Origin of the sequence: Peterkaempfera griseoplana (assembly GCF_001418575.1) — a bacterium.
In the GTDB taxonomy this organism is placed as follows: Bacteria; Actinomycetota; Actinomycetes; order Streptomycetales; family Streptomycetaceae; genus Peterkaempfera; species Peterkaempfera griseoplana.
Genome location: NZ_LIQR01000051.1, coordinates 1 through 16,079, shown reverse-complemented (window position 1 = coordinate 16,079; position 16,079 = coordinate 1). Strand labels below are relative to the sequence as shown.

At 72.8% G+C, this 16,079-nt stretch carries 12 protein-coding genes; 2 read left to right on the top strand and 10 right to left on the bottom strand.

Features of this window, described 5'->3' with window-relative positions; translation table 11 throughout:
- Positions 1 to 23 precede the first annotated feature (23 nt).
- Entirely contained in the window at positions 24 to 2,621 is a 2,598-nt protein-coding gene (locus AOK09_RS04075) for a lysylphosphatidylglycerol synthase transmembrane domain-containing protein (protein ID WP_079062720.1), read from the top strand.
- Positions 2,622 to 2,645: 24 nt separating this feature from the next.
- On the opposite strand, the gene AOK09_RS04070 is transcribed toward AOK09_RS04075, so the two are convergent.
- Positions 2,646 to 3,809, bottom strand: a complete 1,164-nt coding sequence (locus AOK09_RS04070; protein WP_055585716.1) for a hypothetical protein — start codon at positions 3,807 to 3,809, stop codon at positions 2,646 to 2,648.
- A gap of 42 nt (positions 3,810 to 3,851) precedes the next feature.
- Here AOK09_RS04070 and AOK09_RS04065 point away from each other — a divergent pair, with 42 nt between their 5' ends.
- Positions 3,852 to 4,142, top strand: coding sequence for an Imm32 family immunity protein (locus AOK09_RS04065; protein WP_175609258.1), 291 nt, complete (start codon positions 3,852 to 3,854; stop codon positions 4,140 to 4,142).
- 16 nt (positions 4,143 to 4,158) lie between these two features.
- Here AOK09_RS04065 and AOK09_RS04060 read toward each other — a convergent pair whose 3' ends face one another.
- The 9 genes from AOK09_RS04060 to AOK09_RS04020 form a co-directional block, all read right to left on the bottom strand.
- Positions 4,159 to 4,365 (bottom strand): hypothetical protein, encoded by a 207-nt coding sequence (locus AOK09_RS04060; RefSeq protein WP_055585715.1) that lies wholly within the window; start codon positions 4,363 to 4,365, stop codon positions 4,159 to 4,161.
- Positions 4,366 to 4,561: 196 nt separating this feature from the next.
- Positions 4,562 to 5,740 (bottom strand): adenylyltransferase/sulfurtransferase MoeZ, encoded by a 1,179-nt coding sequence (moeZ, locus tag AOK09_RS04055; RefSeq protein ID WP_055585714.1) that lies wholly within the window; start codon positions 5,738 to 5,740, stop codon positions 4,562 to 4,564.
- Positions 5,741 to 6,152: 412 nt separating this feature from the next.
- On the bottom strand, positions 6,153 to 7,115 hold the full coding sequence (locus tag AOK09_RS04050) for an NAD-dependent epimerase/dehydratase family protein (protein WP_055585713.1): 963 nt from the start codon (positions 7,113 to 7,115) through the stop codon (positions 6,153 to 6,155).
- Positions 7,112 to 8,272, bottom strand: a complete 1,161-nt coding sequence (locus tag AOK09_RS04045; protein WP_055585712.1) for a hypothetical protein — start codon at positions 8,270 to 8,272, stop codon at positions 7,112 to 7,114. Before AOK09_RS04045 ends, AOK09_RS04050 begins: the two co-directional genes overlap by 4 nt.
- A gap of 46 nt (positions 8,273 to 8,318) precedes the next feature.
- Positions 8,319 to 9,719, bottom strand: coding sequence for a DUF3492 domain-containing protein (locus AOK09_RS04040; RefSeq protein ID WP_169796989.1), 1,401 nt, complete (start codon positions 9,717 to 9,719; stop codon positions 8,319 to 8,321).
- Positions 9,720 to 10,083: 364 nt separating this feature from the next.
- Positions 10,084 to 11,919, bottom strand: a complete 1,836-nt coding sequence (locus tag AOK09_RS04035) for an ABC transporter ATP-binding protein (RefSeq protein WP_055585710.1) — start codon at positions 11,917 to 11,919, stop codon at positions 10,084 to 10,086.
- On the bottom strand, positions 11,916 to 12,905 hold the full coding sequence (locus AOK09_RS04030) for an ABC transporter permease (RefSeq protein WP_055585709.1): 990 nt from the start codon (positions 12,903 to 12,905) through the stop codon (positions 11,916 to 11,918). The genes AOK09_RS04035 and AOK09_RS04030 overlap by 4 nt, the downstream gene beginning before the upstream one ends.
- 6 nt (positions 12,906 to 12,911) lie before the next feature.
- Positions 12,912 to 13,889, bottom strand: coding sequence for an ABC transporter permease (locus AOK09_RS04025; protein WP_055585708.1), 978 nt, complete (start codon positions 13,887 to 13,889; stop codon positions 12,912 to 12,914).
- A gap of 10 nt (positions 13,890 to 13,899) precedes the next feature.
- A complete protein-coding gene (locus AOK09_RS04020; protein WP_055585729.1) occupies positions 13,900 to 15,612 on the bottom strand; it encodes an ABC transporter substrate-binding protein in 1,713 nt (570 codons plus the stop codon).
- Between the last annotated feature and the right edge of the window lie 467 nt (positions 15,613 to 16,079).

Here is a 16,079-nt window from a genome sequence, read left to right as displayed (position 1 = left end):
AGGTGATACGAGGACATGAGCAGATGACGGGCACGACCGGCGACGAGTCCGGCAGGGCGACGGCCGAGCCCCGCGAAGCCGTGCCCGCAAACGCCGAACCCGAGAGAATCTCCCTGGTCAAGGCGGCTCCGCGGCCCCGCACCGCGGGCTCGCACATCTCCGTCGACGAGCCCCTGCTCGCCGCTCGGGTGCACCGTCCCTCGGACCTGATCCGCTTCGGCGCGGGACTGCTGGGCGTCATCGCGGTCTTCGTCCTGGCCAACATCGCCCAGAACACCACCACCGGCATCGAGAACGACATCACCGTCGGGGCCACCAAGGTCCCGGGCTTCTTCACCAATGTGGCGGGCTTCGTCTCCAGCGTCGCGGTGCTGGTGGTGCCGGTCGCCTTCGCCGTGGAGCGGCTGATCAAGCGCGACGGGCTGCGGGTGGCGGACGGGGTGCTGGCCGCCGTCCTGGCCCACGGGCTGTCGCTCGGGGTCGACCTGTGGGTGGCCGAGGCCGCCAGCGACAACATCCGCAACGCCCTCACCCGCATCCCCCAGCCCGGCGGCAGCCTCACCGACCCCGTGCACGGCTATCTCGCCCCCGTCATCGCCTATATGACCGCGGTCGGCATGGCCAGCCGGCCCCGCTGGCGGGTGGCCCTCTGGGCGGTGGTCGTCCTCAGCGGCGGCACCGAGCTGATCAGCGGCTACACCACCCCCCTCTCCCTGGTCCTCACCGTGCTGCTCGGGTGGACGATCGCCTACGGCACTCTCTACGCCATCGGCTCGCCGAACGTTCGACCCACGGGGGAGAGCCTGCTCGTCGGACTGAACAAGGTCGGCTTCTCCCCGCTCAGCGCCCACCGGGCACCGGACGCCCCGGGGGGTGCCCGCCGCTACTACGTGGTGCAGGCCGACGCCCCACCGCTGGACGTCCATGTCATCGACCGCGAACAGCAGGCCTCCGGCTTCTTCTACCGGCTGTGGCGGCGGCTCCAGCTGCGGTCGGTCGCGGTGCGGCGCGGCCCCCAGTCACTGCGGGAGGCCCTGGAGCGGGAGGCCCTGATCGCCTACGCGGCCTCAGCCTCCGGTGCCCTCACCCCCCGGCTGGTGGCCACCTCGGAACTCGGCCCCGACGCCGTCATCCTGGTCTACGACCACAGCGACGGCCGCACCCTCGACGAACTGCACGACCACGAGGTCACCGAACCCCTGATGGTCTCCATCTGGGAGTCGGTCCGCGCGCTGCACGACCGGCGGATCGCCCACCGCAGGCTCACCGGTGAGTCGCTGCTCTGCACCGGTCAGGACACCGGGCGCCTGGTCAACCTCTCAGGCGGCGACATCGCAGCCGGAGACCTGACCCTGCGCATGGACCTCGCCCAGTTGCTGACCACCTTCTCCCTGCGCACCGGCCCCGAACTGGCCGTGGCGGTGGCCGCCCGGGTGCTCGGCCCCAAGCGGGTGGCGTCCGCCCTGCCGCTGCTCCAGCCGGTCGGCCTCAGCCGGACCACCAGGACGAACCTGCGGCAGTCCAACCGGGAACGCAAGACCCAGGCGCAGTCGCTCGCCGACGCGCAGGTCGCCGCCGGTGAGAAGACCCGGGCCGACGCCAACGAGGAACTGGCCACCACCACCTTCGACCTGCTGGCACGGATCCGCGAGCAGATCCTGGAGATGGTCCCGGAAGCCCCGGTCACCCCGGTCAGACTGCAGCGTCTCAAGCCGAAGACGCTGGTCAGCGTGGCCGCCGGCACCTTTGCGATCTACTATCTGCTCGCCAAGTTCCCGGCCACCCAGATCGACTTCACCGATATGCACTGGGGCTGGGTGCTGGTGGCCTTCGCCGCCGAGGTGCTCAGCTTCGTGGCCGCCGCCATGAGCCTGATCGGCTTCGTGTCCGAGCGGCTGTCCTTCGGCAACACCCTGCTGGCGCAGGTCGCGAGCTCCTTCGTACGCCTGGTGGCCCCGGCCGCGGTCGGCGGTGTGGCGCTCAACACCCGCTTCCTGCAGAAGTCCGGCATCCGGCCGGTACAGGCGGTGGCCAGTGTCGGGGCCTCGCAGCTGGCCACCCTGGCCTCGCACATCCTGCTGCTGCTGACCTTCGGCTACATCAGCGGAACCGAGCAGGGCAAGGACCTCTCGCCGTCCCGCACGGTCATCGCCGGACTGCTGACCGCGGCCGTGCTGATGCTGGTCGTCGCGGCCGTGCCGCCGCTGCGGCGCTTCGTGGTGACCCGGCTGCGTTCCCTGCTCGCCGGCGTCGTCCCCCGGATGCTCGACCTGCTGCAGCGGCCCTCCAAGCTGGTGACCGGCCTGGGCGGCATCCTGCTGATCAATGTGGCCTTTGTGACGTGCCTCTACACCTCGGTCAAGGCGTTCGGCGGCACCGCGGGGATCGCCTCGGTCACGGTGGTCTTCCTCACCGCCAACGCGGTCGGCTCCGCCGTACCGACGCCGGGCGGGGTCGGCGCGATCGAACCCGCCCTGATCGGCGCGCTGGTGGGGCTCGCCGGAGTACCCATCCAGATCGCCACCCCCGCGGTGCTGCTCTACCGCATCTTCACGCTCTGGCTGCCGCTGCTGCCCGGCTGGGTCTGCTTCGGCCACCTCCAGCGGCGTGGGCTGCTCTGACCCCGCGCCGGGTCCGGTGACGGCTCACGGCGGACCGGAGCCGTTGAGCCACAGCGCCCCGTAGCCGGCCGAGACCAGCGCCACGGCGCCGAGGACCAGGACCGCCCGGCGTGGGCGCAGCCGGGCGAGGGCCAGAGCGACCGGGAGCAGCAGCGGGAAGGCCGGCATCAGCAGCCGGGGCTTGGAGCCGAAGTAGCCTGCGCCGGTGAGCGCCAGGGCGAGCACGGCGGTGGTGTAGGCGAGCAGCGGCAGCGGCTGGCCCTGGCGGACCCCCCGCAGCCAGAGCCAGAGCAGCAGCGCCACGGCCACCAGCAGACCGACGCCGCCCACGAAGGGCGGTGCGGTGAGCCGGCCGCCGACGAAGCGGGCGAAGGCCGCACCCCCGTCGAAGCCGTTGCCCCAGCCGCCCTGGACGTCCGGATATCCGGTGACGCTGCCAGTTCTCACGCCCACCCAGGCCACATAGCCCAGCCAGCCGGCAGGGGCCAGCAGGGCCCCGGGGAGCATCCAGCGGTCGGACCGCCAGGCGGCGCGGTCGCGATGGAGCGCCAGCGCGGCGGCCGCCCACACCGCCGCCACCACGGCGGCACCCACCGGCCGGGTCAGCCCGGCGAGGGAGGCCAGGGTTCCCGCCCACAGCCAGCGGCCGGTGAGCACGGCGTAGAGGGACCAGGCGGCGAGGGCCGTGAAGAGCGACTCGGTGTAGGCCATCGACTGGACGATGCCGACGGGCAGCACCGCCCAGAGCACCACGAGGAGGATCCCGGTGCGACGGCCGTACAGCCGGTCCCCCACCGCGAAGACGCCCCAGGCGGCCGCCAGGGAGGCAAGCCAGCTCACCGCAAGGCCGGCGTCGGCCGTGCTCAGCGGGGTGAGAGCCGCGAGGGAGTGCTCCAGCCAGGGCAGCAGGGGAAAGAACGCCAGGTCGGAGTGGACCCGCCCACCGGAGAGGTGAAGGGTGTAGCCGTAGCCGTGCTCGGCGATCCGCTGGTACCAGAGGGAGTCCCAGCGCCCGGAGAGCAGCTTGTGGGCGCTCTTGCCCGCGGTCTGCGCCCAGATCGCCAGGACCACCACCCCCAGGAGGCGGACCGCGGCGAAGGCCAGCAGCGCGGGGGCGGCACGCCGCACCGCGGTTCCGGGTCGCGGAGGGCTTCCAGGTGGGGCTTCGGGGAGGGCGGTCGCGGTCACCGGGCCGATTATCCCGCACCCCGGAACGGCCAGGATGGCCGCATGACTCAGCACCCGGACGCGTCCCCGCCCGCCACCACACGCATGACCGCAGACACAGATGGTGTGTCGCGGGTCTTCACCTGGGAGGACGGTGCGGAGATCGTGGTTCGCGCCTTCCCCGGCGAGGTCGTCATCGCGGCCAACGCCGCTGGGCTTCGCACGCTGGCCGGCCATCTGCTGGTCCTTGCCGAGGACGGCACACCCGACGGCAGCCACCTCCACCTCGAAGACAACAACGGACTTCGGGAAGGGTCTGTCGGGTTGGTCCTGGAGCGAGAGGACGAGAGGTAGGCCTCGGAAGCCGCCCTCAGCTCACGGCAGCCCGCATCAGCAGCATCACCAGAGTGAGACCGACCATGGCAACGGTGGCTGCCGCGGACTGGCGCCGGATCTGGGAAGCGGAACGCTTGCTCGCAGATGGCCTGGCGAGCTGGCGACCAGTGAAGACCTGGATGAAGTTCACGACGGCCAGGAGCCCGGTGAAACCGGCAAGCACCACAGTCCCCACAGTCACGGTGCACGAGGACAGATCGTTGGTGGAGAAGAAGGTCCTGCACCCCCGCTCGGGCCGTCCCTGGGCCGGGCGAGGCAGACCGAGGCCGACCAACGAGGTCAGCCAACGAGGTCGACCGACAACGACAGACGCCCACGGCATCTGAGCTGGTCAGAGCCGTGGGCGTCTTCTGCGCGCTGATCGGTCAGGCGGCTGATCAGTAGATGGGCTTCTCGGGCTCGATCTGGTTGACCCAGCCCACCACGCCACCGCCGACGTGCACCGCGTCGGAGAAGCCGGCCGCCTTCAGCACGGCCAGCACCTCGGCGGAGCGGACACCGGTCTTGCAGTGCAGGACGATCTTCTTGTCCTGCGGCAGGTCCTGCAGGGCGTTGCCCATCAGGAACTCGTTCTTGGGGATCAGCCGGGCGCCCGGGATGGAGACGATCTCGTACTCGTTGGGCTCGCGGACATCGATGATGTCGATGTTCTCGCCCTCGTCGATCCACGCCTTGAGCTGCTTGGGAGTGATGGTCGAACCGAGGGCGGCCTCCTGGGCCTCCTCGGACACCACACCGCAGAACGCCTCGTAGTCGATCAGCTCGGTGACGGTGGGGTTCTCACCGCAGAGCGCGCAGTCGGGGTCCTTGCGGACCTTGACCGTGCGGTACTGCATCTCCAGTGCGTCATAGATCATCAGCCGGCCGACCAGCGGCTCGCCGACACCGGCCAGCAGCTTGATCGCCTCGGTGACCTGGATGGCGCCGATGGAGGCGCAGAGCACGCCCAGCACGCCGCCCTCGGCGCACGAGGGGACCATGCCCGGCGGCGGGGCCTCCGGGTAGAGGCAGCGGTAGCAGGGACCGTGCTCGGCCCAGAAGACGCTGGCCTGGCCGTCGAAGCGGTAGATGGAGCCCCAGACGTAGGGCTTGCCCAGCAGCACCGCGGCGTCGTTCACCAGGTAGCGGGTGGCGAAGTTGTCGGTGCCGTCGACGATCAGGTCGTACTGGGCGAAGATCTCCATGACGTTGGAGGTGTCCAGCCGCTCCTGGTGGAGGTTCACCTGCACCAGGGGGTTGATCTCCTTGACCGAGTCACGCGCGGACTCGGCCTTGGGGCGGCCGATGTCGGACTGGCCGTGGATCACCTGGCGCTGGAGGTTGGACTCGTCGACGACGTCGAACTCGATGATGCCCAGGGTGCCCACGCCTGCCGCGGCCAGGTAGAGCAGCGCAGGCGAGCCCAGACCGCCGGCGCCCACACAGAGCACCTTGGCGTTCTTCAGCCGCTTCTGCCCGTCCATCCCGACGTCGGGGATGATCAGGTGGCGGGAGTACCTGCGGACCTCGTCGACGGTGAGCTCGGCAGCCGGCTCGACCAGGGGTGGCAGCGACACGGGGACTCCGATGGTCGTCAGTTCGTCTGTTCTCCTGCTCAACAGTGTCATGCGGACCCTTATTCCGAGACAGCAGGTCCGAAGTGCGAGACGGCTGACACCGGATCGTGGGACCGTCCGTATGCCACCGGAGCCGGGTGCCCCGGTGGCCGGCGCCGGACGGAGGGACAGGGGCTGACCTGCGGCGGCTCGGTCACCGTGGCGAACGGTGACCGCCCGGACCGCCCGCACCGGCGGACCCGGGCCGCGGGCCGAACCGGCTGTCCGACGCGTGGACCGTCCGGGTCTCGGCGCACGCGGGCCGCCGGTGGCCGGCCCGGTCGGGTCACCGTCCGGACAGGCCGCAGCCCGGACAGGTTGCAGCCCGGAAAGGCCGCAGCCCGGACGAGTCTCGGCCCGGACGGCCCAGGGCTCAGACGCGACAGGCGGTCTCGGTCCAGATGTCGGCCAGTGACTCCTCCAGGGGGATACGAGCCCGCCAGCCCAACCGGTCGCGGGCGGTGCGGACATCGGCCTGCCGCCACAGCACCGGCTCCGGCAGCGGACGGGGGTCGCCCGGCCGGGAGTCGGCGGCCTGTGCCTCCCCGGTCGGGGCCGGGCCGGGCAGCGGCGGCAGCCCGGGGCGCCCCTCCTCGACCAGCCGTCCCTCGAAACCCGAAGCCCGGACCAGCAGTTGGGCGGCGTCCCTGACCCTCACCCCGGTACCGCTGCCGATATTGATCACCCCGGTGGCGGCCGACACCGCGGCCGACTGGACGGCCCGGGCGACGTCCCGTACGTCGATGAAGTCCCGGAAGGGAGAGAGATCGCTGGTGCGCAGTTGCGGCTCGCCACGTTCCAGGGCGCGGCGCAGGCCCTCGGCCAGCCGCCCGAAGAGCGAGCCGGTGGGCGCCCCGGGTCCGACGGCGTCGAAAACCCTCAGCACGGTGGCGTCCAGGCCGGAGGAGAGCACCAGCTCGGTGCCGGACAGTTTGCTCACCCCGTAGGGGCCGGTGGGCCGGGGCTCGGCGGTCTCCGGGACGGGGCTGCCGATGGTGGACGGTCCGTACTCCGCGGCCGAGCCCAGATGGACCAGGCGGGCGGGTTCGTGGCTGCGCCGGACGGCCTCGCAGACGGTGGCCACCGCCACGGTGTTGCAGCGGACAAGGGTGCGCGGGCTGCCGTAGGTCGCCCCCGCACAGTTGATGATCACCTTGGGCATCACGGCGTCCAGGAAGCGGGCCAGCGCACCCGGGCTGCCGGTGGAGAGGTCGAAGCGGATGTCCGCCGTGTCCCGCCGGCCGAGGACGGTGACCTGCAGGTCGGGATCGGCGAGCAGTCGGTCGGCGACGCGGCGGCCGATGAAGCCGTCCGCGCCCAGCAGCAGCACCCTCATGAGGGGGTTGGTCCTTCCTTGAGCGGAGCCCGGGCAGGGAAGCCGGGCCGAGCATGGGACGACAGCCGGGGCAGGGGCGCCCCTCGGTGGGCTCCCGGTCGGGTGAGTACCGCCCAGGCGTACGGCAGCAGCAGGGCCGCCGCGATGCCGCAGCCCGCCAGCTGAACCAGCGCCGGGTCATGGCTGAGCAGCGCCGAACGGCCGGGGACGGCCGACGGCAGGACCCGGGCGGTGAGCAGCAGACCCGCCCCGCAGACCGCGGTGGCGGTCCCGGCCGCCGCCGGGCCTGGGCGGCCGCAGCGCAGCAGCAGCACCACCAGGACCAGCAGCAGGGCGGCCGCTGTCTGCGCCCCCCATTGCAGAGGTCCCAGGGGCTGCCCGGCTCCTGCCGGGGGCCGGGCGGTCAGCACGGCCCTGGTGAGCAGTGCCACGGCGGCGAGGTGCAGAGCCACCGCTACCGGCAGCACCGGCAGCATCCGCAGCCGGAACTCACGGATCGTGGTGGCGGAGTCCAGGTGGGCCGCCCCGGAGTGGCGGAACCAACGGGCGCTCCACTCCGCCGCACCCATGCCCACCGCCAGAGCGGCCGGTGCCACCGGGGTGAGGGGGTCGCCGGAGCCCGCGAAGGGGAGCAGCAGCGGCATGGTCAGCACCGCGCCCACCCCCGCGGCGGCGATCGGCCTCAGCAGGGATGCGGCCGGGGCCGAGCCGGGGGCGTCGGGACGCTGTCCGCCCTGCCAGCGGATGGTCTCCAGGCAGGTGGCCGCGGACCAGAGCCCCGCCACTGCCGCGGCGGAGAGCAGCGCCCAGGGGGACGACCGGGGTGCCACGGCCCGGATGGCGGCGAAGGCGACACAGGGCAGCGCATAGAGCAGGGCGGCCAGCAGGCTTGCCCCGGCGCGGCGCCGCCATGGGCCGGCGGGCGCCGCGGGGCCGAAGGGGCCGCTGCGCCGGGGGACCCTGGCGAACAGTTCCTCGGCCAGGGAGAAGACATCGGAGTGACGGCAGCGGGCGACTGCGGCGGGGCCGACCCCTGCCGCCTCCAGACCGGCCGCGATCTCCAGGGGGTGGGTGGCGCGCTCGCACAGCTCGCGATGGCGCTCGATCAGCTCCCTCACCGGGTCCCCCTCGGCGGGCCGGGGCGGTTGTCCGGTCATGTCGCGGGCCCTCGCTGTCCGCCCCGCCGGTGATTCCGACCTGACATCAGGCGACCGTCCGCTCAGGAGCCGGGATCTGCGCCGTCCAGAACTCGGCGGGGCGGGAGAAGGGCTGGGTCACCCTGCCGCCGGCGCTGGGGAAGGCCGGCCAGCGGGAGACCACGTCGAGGTAGACGGAACGAAGGGCCTCCGCGGCGTTCTCCGGGGAGTGGAGCTCCTGGACCCGCTGCCGGCCTGCCGTGCCCAGCCGGGTGCGCCGCTCGGGATCGCGCAGCAGGGCGACGCACGCCTCGGCCAGCGCCCGGGGCTCGCCGGGTGGGACCAGCAGCCCGGCGGGTCCGACCGTCTCCCGGGCCGCGCCCAGATCGCCCACGACCACGGGTCTGCCGCTGAGCATCGCCCCGACCAGCGACGCGACATCGACCGGAGCGGGAAGCAGCAGCACACTGCCCGCCGCGAAGCCCCGCTGCGGGGCGGTCCGTGAGGCTCCCGGGACCGGCGGGTCCACGTCGTCGGCGTCGTCCGACAGCCGCAGTTGCACCTCCGGGACCTGCGAGCGGACCAGTGCCAGTGCGTCGTGCACCGTCCCGGGGTCGCATGCCTCCCCCGGGGAGCGGACCCAGAGCAGGGTGGGGGTCTCCGGCTCGGAGCCGGCCTCTCCCGGGCGGCTCCCCGAGGAGTCCACCAGGCCCTCCCGGACCACCCGGGTCCGCTCCGGTGGGGCGCCGCACCGCTCCAGCCAGCGGCGGTCGTGCTCAGTGCCGGGCAGCACCAACGCGGCCTGCCGATGGGTCTCCTGGACGAGGAGCCGGAGGAAGGACAGCTCCAGGGCGCGGACGGGTCCGTACGGCCCGCCTTCCCCGGGGTCGGCACAGCGCTGCCGCAACGCCACCCGGTGATCGCCGACCACGAAGGGGACCCCGTGGAGCCGCCGGGCGAGCAGCGCGGGCAGCGCCGCCGTGCCCCCACCGACCAGATGGCAGACGTCGGCGGCCGGGGCGTCCTCCCGGCACCAGGCGGCGGACAGCGGACGCAGAGAGCGCTCCAGCACGTCGCCTGCGGCCAGCTGGTCCCGGACGGTGGACGCCGCACCGCTCCCGCCCCTCCCCCGCCATGCCTGTTCCAGCACCCGCTGGGCTGCGTCCGACGCCAGCAGGGCCGGCAGCGCGCCCGGTTCGCAGGTGGCCTCCGCCAGGGCGTAGAGCGCGGCGGGGAAGTTCTCGCTCTCCCCGGGGTCGGCCACCGCCCGCACCAGAGCGCCGTAGTACTGCAGGCAGCGGTTGCGGTGCCGCCCGCGTGGGCCCCGGCCGGCCCGTCGGCGTACGGAGCCCGGGTCGTCGGCGGAGAAACGCCGGAAGGTGCACTCGGGGAGGGAGCGCGCCAGCCAGTCGCACCACCGGGCACTCCCGGGGACGAGGACCGCACCTGGCGCACGGTCGTCACTCATGGCATGCGGGTCGGCACTCGCAGTGAGCAGCGCGATGCGCACAACGACCTCCAAGGCGCTCCTGGACGGCGACGGGACGGTACGGGGCGTCTCTGCATCTGCGCGGACGCACCGCGCTCTCCCAGGGGGCCGCCCGGGGCCCCTCACTCCACCACGCATGCCACGGAGCCGAGGCGAGGCGCACCCCCGACGCCTGTTCGGTCCGACACCACGAAGGTAGGGCCGAGGACCGACAGACCGTCGGTCATATGGATGGTCGCCACCTGAAGGAGTGAATCACCGTGACCTTTCCCGGCGGGCCGTCACCACCTCGCAGCGCTCAAGGACCGCCCGGAGGCGGCAAGGACGCCGCAGGGCCACGGCGTCAGGCCACCGCCTGCGCCTCCTCGCCTCCCTCACTGCGGTCCAGGGCGCGCAGCGCGGCACGGGCCCTGCGGCGGACCGCGGCCTCGTCCGGGTCGAGCACGGGTACGGCGGCCAGCAGCCGCCGGGTGTACGGGTGCTGCGGGGAGTCGTACACCGTGTCCGCGTCGCCCTGTTCCACCACCCGGCCCCGGCGCATCACCGCCACCCGGTCGCTGACCTGCCGGACCACCGCCAGGTCATGGGCGATGAACACCAGGGCCAGGCCGAACTCCTGCTGCAGTTCGCCGAGCAGCTGCACCACCTGAGCCTGGGTGGAGACATCCAGCGCGGAGACCGGCTCGTCGCAGACGATCAGCCGGGGGCGTACGGCCAGCGCCCGGGCGATGCCCACCCGCTGCCGCTGCCCGCCGGAGAACTCGTGCGGATAGCGGTCGTACCAGGCGGCCGGCAGTCCCACGCGCTCCAGCAGTCCCTGCACCTCGGAGCGGGCGGCGGCGCCGCCGGTACCGCCGGCCAGCAGCGGCTCCGCGATGGAGTCGCCGATGGAGCGCCGGGGGTTGAGCGAGGAGACCGGGTCCTGGAAGACCATCTGGAGGTCCCGCCGCACCGGTCGCAGCTCCCGCTCCCCTGCCGCGGCGATGTCCCGGCCGTCCAGCAGGATCCGTCCCGAGGTGGGCTCGGTCAGCCGCACCATCATCCGGCCGAGGGTCGTCTTGCCGCTGCCGCTCTCGCCGACGATGCCCAGGGTCTCGCCGCGCCGGACCTCCAGGGTGACCCCGTCCACGGCGCGGTGCCGGGGCCGCCGGCCGAGCAGCCGCCCGAGGCCCCCGGACGGCGCCGCGGGCCGCCCCGCCGGGGCGCCTGTCTCTTCGGCCTCCCCCGACGGCTCCCCGGAGCCGGGGGCCTGTCCCGGACCGGAGAGGGACGCGGCGGCGGAGGCGGCGGCGCGCGGCGCCGGGAAGTGCCGGTGCAGATCCTCGACGCGCAGCAGCACCTCCTCGGAGACCGGCGGAGCGGAGCGGCGTGCCTCCAGCCGTGGGACGGCCTCGATCAGGGCACGGGTGTACGGCCGCTCGGGGGCGCGCAGCACCGACTGGACGCTGCCGTGCTCGACCGCGCGCCCGTCCTGCATCACCATCACCCGGTCGGTGGCTCCGGCCACCACGCCCAGGTCATGGGTGACCAGCAGCAGCGCCATGCCAGTCTGCTGCCGCAGGTCGTGCAGCAGGTCCAGGATCTGGGCCTGCACGGTGACGTCCAGCGCGGTGGTCGGCTCGTCGGCGACCAGCACCTCGGGTTCGCAGGCCAGCGCCATGGCGATCAGCGCCCGCTGCCGCATGCCGCCGGAGAACTCATGGGGGTGGGCGCCGGCCCGGCGGGCGGCGTCGGGGATGCCCACCCGGTCCAGCACCTCCACCGCGCGGGCCCGGGAGGCGCGCCGGGAGGCCCCGGTGTGCACCCGGTGGACCTCGGCGATCTGGGCGCCGACGGACCAGTAGGGGTCCAGTGCGGAGAGCGGGTCCTGGAACACCATGGCGATCCGGTTGCCGCGCAGCCGCCGCAGTTCGGCGTCGGTGGCCGTGGCCAGGTCGGTCCCGGCCACCCGCACGGTGCCGGAGACCTCGGCGCCGGTACCCCGGTGCATCCCCAGCAGCGCGAAGGCGGCGGTGGACTTCCCGGAGCCGGACTCCCCGACCAGGGCCAGCGACTCCCCGGCCCGCAGCCCGAAGGAGAGCCCGTCCACGGCGGTCACGGTGCCGGTCCCGGCAGTGCCAATCCCCACAGGGAAGGAGACCCGCAGGTCGCGTACGTCCACCAGCAGTCGTTCGGTCATGCCAGGGCCACCCTGGGGTCGGCCACCGCGTACAGCACGTCCGCGACGGCATTGGCGAGCACGATGAAGAAGGCGGCGAAGAGGGTGACCCCGACCACCACCGGCAGGTCGATGTGGTTGACCGAGTCCACCAGCAGCCGGCCCAGGCCGTCGAAGCCGAAGACCGACTCGGTGAGGGTGGCACCGCCCAGCATCCCGCCGACGTCGATGGCCAGCAGGGTGATCACCGGCGTGAGGGCGCCCCGCAGGGCGTGCCCGGTCACCACGCGCCGCTCGGAGAGCCCGTACGCCCGCCCGGTGCGGATGTGGTCCTCGGCCAGCGTCTCCAGCATCGAGCTGCGGGTCATCCGGGCGTACGCGGCGGCGGTGATCAGGGCCAGCGACAGCCAGGGCAGCACCAGGTTGGAGGCCCAGGCGGCGGGGTCGTCGCCGAACGGCACATACTGCGGGAACGGCAGCCAGCCCAGCCAGGAGCAGCACAGCATCATCAGCAGCAGGCCGATCAGGAAGACCGGGGTGGACATGCCCGCCAGGGTGAGGCCGGTCAGCAGCCGCTCGGTGATCCCGCCGCGCCGCAGCGCGGAGAGCACTCCGGTGCCGACCCCGACGACCAGCCAGATCACCATGGCGCCCAGGGTGAGCGAGACGTCCACCGGCAGCCTGCTGGTGATCATGCCCAGCACCGGCTGGTCGGTCTGGAAGGAGTAGCCGAAGCAGGGTGCCGCGCAGTGGGTGACGTCGGTGCCCGCGTCGTAGTCGCGGCCGGCCACCAGGCCCTGCAGGAAGTGCCAGTACTGCTGCCAGAGCGGCAGGTCGGTGCCGAGCTTGTGGCGGACGACGGCCAGCCGCTCGCCGTCGCAGCCCTTGCCGCAGGCCAGGATCGCCGGGTCGCCGGGGGTGGCGTAGAAGAGCAGGAAGACCACGGCCGAGAGCACCAGCAGCACCAGCAGGGTGCTGACGGAGCGTCGGAGGAGGAAGCGGAGCATCAGGGATCAGTCCTTGGCGCGGCGCCGGGTGCCCACCCGCAGCCGGGAGGCGGCACGCGGGTCCAGCGCGGTGCGCAGCCCGTCGCCGAAGACGGTGAAGGCCAGCACGGTGACGAAGAGCAGTCCGGCGGGCAGCAGGACATAGGCGGGGTCCACCTCGTACCAGGTGGTGGCGGTGGAGAGCATCTGGCCCCAGGACGGGGTGGGCGGCCGGACACCGACCCCCAGGAAGGACAGGCCCGCCTCGGAGGCGACATTGACCGGCAGCCTCAGCAGCGCGAAGGTGATGACCGGTCCGGCGAGGCCGGGCAGGATCTCGCGGCGGGCGATCCGCCAGCGGCCGGAGCCGCCGAGCCTGGCCGCGGAGACATAGTCCAGGCCGCGCAGCGACAGCACCTGGGCCCGCACCACCCGGGCGGGCGAGCCCCAGCCGAGCACGCCGATGACCAGGGCCAGCAGCACCGGCCGGGGGAAGCCGTCCGGCACGATCGCCATCAGGGCGATGGCGAAGACCAGTTCCGGGAAGGCGATCACCAGGTCCATGGCCCGGCTGAGGACGGTGTCGGCCAGCCGGTTGCCCAGGCCCGCCGCCAGTCCGATCAGGGTGCCGAGCGCGATCTGCACCACGGTGGCGCCGACCGCCACCGCCAGCGACACCCGGGCGCCGTAGGCGAGCCGGGCGAAGACGTCGCGGCCGTTGCCGGGCTCCACGCCCAGCCAGTGGTGCGCGCCGGCGCCGCCGAAGGAGCCGAAGGGCACCCCGCCGGTGGCGGAGTCGACGAGGTCGTTGTGGAAGGTGGTGGGGTCCTGTCCCTCCAGGCCGGCCAGCAGCGGGGCCGCCAGGGCGAACAGCACCAGCAGCGCGATCACGCCCAGCGCCGCCAGGGCGGCCCGGTTGCGGCGCAGCCGCCGCCAGACCTGGCCCCGCCGCCGGGGCTCGGTGGCCTCGGCGGCGGGGCGGGAAACCGTTGCGGTCTCGCTCAAGGGGTCCTGCCTACTTCACCGAGATGCGGGACAGGTCGTAGAGCCCGTTCCACTGGCTGACATAGGTGTTGGTGACGTCCTTGCCGAAGAGCCGCTTGTAGATCGGGTGGTAGAGCGGCACGGTCAGCGCGCGCTTGCCGAGGTCCGCGTCGAGCTTCCCCCAGCGGGCCGCGGCCGCGGCCGGGTCGGTGATCTGGTTGATGGCGTCGATCTCGGCGTTGACCTTGGGGTCGTTCAGCTGGCTGGCGTTGAAGTTGCCGCCGTCCTTGAGGATCTGGCGGCCGTCGAAGACCGGCGCCAGGAAGGGGCCGCCGGACGGCCAGTCGGCGCCCCAGCTCTGCAGGAAGAGACCCGGCTCGGTGGCGGGCTTCTGGGTCTTCTCCGCGTAGTCGTTCTCCTCCGAGGCGTGCAGCCGGACCGTGATACCGGCCTTCTTCAGCGCCTCCTGGACGGCGGTGGCGGCCTCGGGGCCGCTGCCGGTGCCCGCGGTGGTGGTGTGGTCCAGGGTGATGGTGATCCCGTTCGGGTAGCCGGCCTCGGCGAGGGCCTGCTTGGCCTTGGCGGGGTCGCCCGCGGTGCCGCCCGGGAAGTAGTCGTACGGGGTGTAGCCGAACGCCTTCTGGTCGGGCAGGAAGGTGGTGGCCGGCTTGGCGACTGCGGTGCCGCCGATCGCGTTGATCACCGACTGGCGGTCCACCGCGTAGGAGATCGCCTCGCGCACCTTCTGGTTGTCGAACGGCTTCACCTTGGTGTTGAAGGCGAGGTACCAGGTCTCACCGAAGTAGCCGGTGGCGACCCGCTTGGCGAGCCCCTGCGGACCGTTCAGCTTGGCCAGCACCGAGGCGTCGATGTCGGTGTCGGTGGTGATCGCCCGGGAGTCGGCGCCGGTGCTGGCCGCCAGCCGCTGGTTGATCACCGACTGGTCGAGGCCGGACTGCACCACGATCTTGTCCGGGCCGGCCAGCCGCTGGTCGTCGACCCTCTTGGACCAGTACGGGTTGCGGTCCAGCACGATGGTCTTGCCCTGGTCGTTGCTGACGACCTTGTAGGGGCCCGAGGAGATCGGGTGCTTCTCGTAGTTGACGCCGGTGTCCTTGGCCCTGGGCACCGGGGCGAACTGGGTGGCGGTGGCCAGGTAGGGGAAGTCGCCCTCGGGCTTGCGCAGGTGGAAGACGATGGTGCGGTCGTCCGGCACCTGGATGGAGTCCAGTTCCTTGCCCTGGTACGGGCCCTGGTAGCTCTCGCCGCCGATCAGCCAGTCCCGCAGGTAGGGGGCGCCGCCCGGCAGCTCGGGGGCGAAGGAGCGCTCGATGCCGTACTTGACGTCCTGCGCCTTGATGGGCGTGCCGTCCTCGTACTTCAGGCCGGGCTTGAGGTGGTACGTCCAGGTCTTGGCGCCGTCGCTGGGGGTGCCGGTGTCGGTCGCCAGGTCAGGTACCGGCTTGGCGCCGGCGGGGCCGCCGGTGGTGTGGTCGCGCGTGGTCAGGGTGCGGAACACCAGGGTGGGGATCTTGCCGCCGCCGGAGGTGTACTGCCGCGCCGGGTCGAAGTGGCCCTGGTCGCGGTGGTTGAGCACGGTGAGGGTGCCGCCCTGGTAGTCCTTGGGGTCGAACGCCTTGGCCCCGGCCTTCCCGCTGCCACCGCCCCCACTGCCGCACGCGACGGCGAGGCTCGACAGAAGGGCCACACCGGTGGCCGCGTACAGGGCCCTGGACTTGCTCATGGACATGCCTTTCAAGGGGGGTGGTGCAGGGGGGTCCCGGGGCACGGCGTCAGCGCGCCTGCTGCCCGTCGGGCAAGGGGGGAACGTTCGCGGGCGGTGCGTTCAGCGACAGTCGACGTCGGCGGCGCAGAGTGCGGACACGCCGAGGAGCACCAGCCGGAAGGCGGCGCTGCGACAGGGCGGACCGTTGCGAACCATGAGGAAAACTTTGGGTCCTCATAAGAAAATAGTCAAAATCGATCGCCATATCGAGACGTACGCCACATCCTTCCGGCCGGGCCGCTCGTTCGCAGGACGAGCCCGCACCCGACCACCGCGGAGGAAGTCCCGATGCCCGCCACCACGCGCCCGGCCCGCCTGGCATCGCTCGCGCTGCTCTGCGCAGCGCTGCTCTGCGGCTGCGTCTCCACGACCCCCGGCGATGTCCGGACCACCGAACCGGCCCGGGTCGTCGCCCCCGCCACCCC

What these genes read in the sequence shown, in the direction of transcription:
- AOK09_RS04075 (WP_079062720.1), top strand. Translation starts at nt 24, where the DNA reads ATGACGGGCACGACCGGCGACGAGTCCGGCAGGGCGACGGCCGAGCCC.
- AOK09_RS04065 (WP_175609258.1), top strand. Translation starts at nt 3,852, where the DNA reads ATGACTCAGCACCCGGACGCGTCCCCGCCCGCCACCACACGCATGACC.
- AOK09_RS04050 (WP_055585713.1), bottom strand. Translation starts at nt 7,115, where the DNA reads ATGAGGGTGCTGCTGCTGGGCGCGGACGGCTTCATCGGCCGCCGCGTC.
- AOK09_RS04045 (WP_055585712.1), bottom strand. Translation starts at nt 8,272, where the DNA reads ATGACCGGACAACCGCCCCGGCCCGCCGAGGGGGACCCGGTGAGGGAG.
- AOK09_RS04040 (WP_169796989.1), bottom strand. Translation starts at nt 9,719, where the DNA reads ATGAGTGACGACCGTGCGCCAGGTGCGGTCCTCGTCCCCGGGAGTGCC.
- AOK09_RS04035 (WP_055585710.1), bottom strand. Translation starts at nt 11,919, where the DNA reads ATGACCGAACGACTGCTGGTGGACGTACGCGACCTGCGGGTCTCCTTC.
- AOK09_RS04030 (WP_055585709.1), bottom strand. Translation starts at nt 12,905, where the DNA reads ATGCTCCGCTTCCTCCTCCGACGCTCCGTCAGCACCCTGCTGGTGCTG.
- AOK09_RS04020 (WP_055585729.1), bottom strand. Translation starts at nt 15,612, where the DNA reads ATGAGCAAGTCCAGGGCCCTGTACGCGGCCACCGGTGTGGCCCTTCTG.